The 2,248-nt window shown below is 60.9% G+C and carries 2 protein-coding genes and 1 pseudogene; all 3 read left to right on the top strand.

The genetic code is table 11. The features are described from left to right. Positions 1–348: pseudogene (locus tag EN969_RS27610) on the top strand (DNA polymerase III subunit delta'); the annotation flags it as partial. A 90-nt stretch (positions 349–438) separates the two neighbouring features. Further along, positions 439–1,989 (top strand): methionine--tRNA ligase, encoded by a 1,551-nt coding sequence (gene metG / locus EN969_RS27605; RefSeq protein WP_063168014.1) that lies wholly within the window; start codon positions 439–441, stop codon positions 1,987–1,989. Further along, the coding region (locus tag EN969_RS27600) for a TatD family hydrolase (RefSeq protein WP_206525244.1) at positions 1,989–2,248 on the top strand (260 nt) is incomplete at its 3' end. The genes metG and EN969_RS27600, both read left to right, overlap by 1 nt.

Here is a 2,248-nt window from a genome sequence, read left to right as displayed (position 1 = left end):
ACCGCGATCCTCTTGACGCAGTATGGCGGGTTGGAGATCGCTTCGACGCTCGACGCTCTGGTCACCGGGAAAAAGAGCGATGTCGGCGGCGCGTTCCGCCTCGCCGAAGCCGTGGCCGGCCGCGATCAGGCGATCCAGTTCGATATCTTCAACCGCCGGGTGCTAGACCTGTTGTCGGACGCGGCAAGCCAGGCAGCACTGGCTGGCGATCTCGCACGAGCCAAAACGCTGTCGGACACTTGGCATGAGGCGCTGGACGCTATATCTGAGACCGATACTTACAATCTCGATAAGAAGCAGCACGCCTTGATCATGATCGACCGCCTGAATTCTGCAATGCGAATGTGACTGGGTTTCCTGGATCGGGATGGCAAATGCTGCCTCGATACGATATCCACCGCCACGCCTTTCCATTCAGACATTCATGACGGTTCATTCATGTCACGCGACAAATTCTACATCACCACCCCGATCTTTTATCCGAACGGCAAGCCGCATATCGGCCACGCCTATACGGTCATTGCAACCGACGCCCTGGCACGCTTCCAGCGCCTGGACGGCAAGGACGTCTTCTTCCTGACCGGCACCGACGAGCATGGCCTGAAGATGCAGCAAACTGCCGAGAAGGAAGGTATAACGCCACTGGCGCTGGCCGACCGCAATTCGGCGATTTTCCGCGCAATGACCGAGGCGATGGGCGGCTCGAATGACCAATACATTCGCACGACCGAACCGCGCCACTACGAATCCTGTCAGGCGATCTGGAAAGCGATGGCCGCCAATGGCGACATCTATCTCGACCGCTATAGCGGCTGGTATTCGGTGCGCCAGGAAGCCTATTTCGACGAGAGCGAGACGACGCTCGGCGACGACGGCGTGCGCCGCGAACCGCTTGGGTCGCCGGTCGAATGGAACGAGGAAGAAAGCTATTTCTTCCGGCTTTCCGCCTATCAGGACAAATTGCTGGCGCTTTATGAGAGCCAGCCCGACTTTGTCGGTCCGACCGAGCGCCGCAACGAGGTGCTCAGCTTCGTCAAGTCGGGGCTGAAGGATCTGTCGATCTCGCGCACGACCTTCAAATGGGGCGTGCCGGTGCCAGGCGACGACAAGCATGTGATGTATGTCTGGGTCGACGCCTTGACCAACTACATCACCGCCGCCGGCTATCCCGACACAAAGGCCGAGCAATGGCACTATTGGCCGGCCACGCACATCATCGGCAAGGACATTGTCCGCTTCCATGCGGTCTATTGGCCGGCATTTCTGATGTCGGCGGGCATCGAGTTGCCAAAGCGCGTCTTCGCGCATGGCTTCCTGTTCAACCGCGGCGAGAAGATGTCGAAATCTGTTGGCAACGTCGTCGATCCATTCGCGATGGTCGAGCACTACGGTCTCGACCAGGTGCGCTACTTCTTCCTGCGCGAGGTGCCGTTCGGTAACGATGGCAGCTACAGCCATGACGCGATCGTCAACCGCACCAATGCCGATCTTGCCAACGGTCTCGGCAACCTGGCGCAGCGTTCGCTGTCGATGATCGCCAAGAACTGCGGCGGCGTGGTGCCGCAGCGCGGCGAGCTGACGGATGCAGACAGAGCGATCCTGGATCAGGCCGCCGCCGCGCTCGACACCGCGCGCAAGGCGGTCGCCGAGCAGGGCATCCATCTGGCGCTGGCAGCTATCTTCGGCGTGGTGGCGGAAGCCGATCGCTACTTCGCCGGCGAGGCACCATGGGCGCTGAAGAAGACCAACCCGGCGCGCATGGAAACGGTGCTGTGGACGACCGCCGAAGTCGTGCGCCGCGTGGCGGTGCTGTGTCAGCCCTTCACTCCGGGCTCGGCCGCGAAACTGCTCGACCTGCTGGCGGTGCCGGCGGAGAGCCGCGATTTCGTGCATGTCCACGCGGATCACGCGCTTGTGCCCGGCACTGCGTTGCCGGTGCCGGAAGGCGTGTTTCCGCGTTACGTCGAACAGCCGGACGCGAACATCTGATGCTCGTCGACAGCCACTGCCATCTGGATTTTCCAGATTTCGCCGAGGAGCGGGCGGCCATCGTCGCCCGCGCTTTAGCCGCCGGAATTGGCCGTATGGTGACGATCTCGACACGCGTGAAGCGGTTTCCGCAAGTACTTGAGATCGCTGAAACTTTCGACGAAATCTATTGCTCTGTCGGCACTCATCCGCACAATGCGGCCGAAGAACTGGATATCACGGTCGAGGAGCTTGTGCGGCTATCCGCGCACCCAAAAGT

It is taken from the genome of Mesorhizobium sp. M7A.F.Ca.CA.003.01.2.1, assembly GCF_003998945.1.
Taxonomy (GTDB): Bacteria; Pseudomonadota; Alphaproteobacteria; order Rhizobiales; family Rhizobiaceae; genus Mesorhizobium; species Mesorhizobium ciceri.
This window is presented reverse-complemented; position numbering and strand designations above follow the sequence as displayed.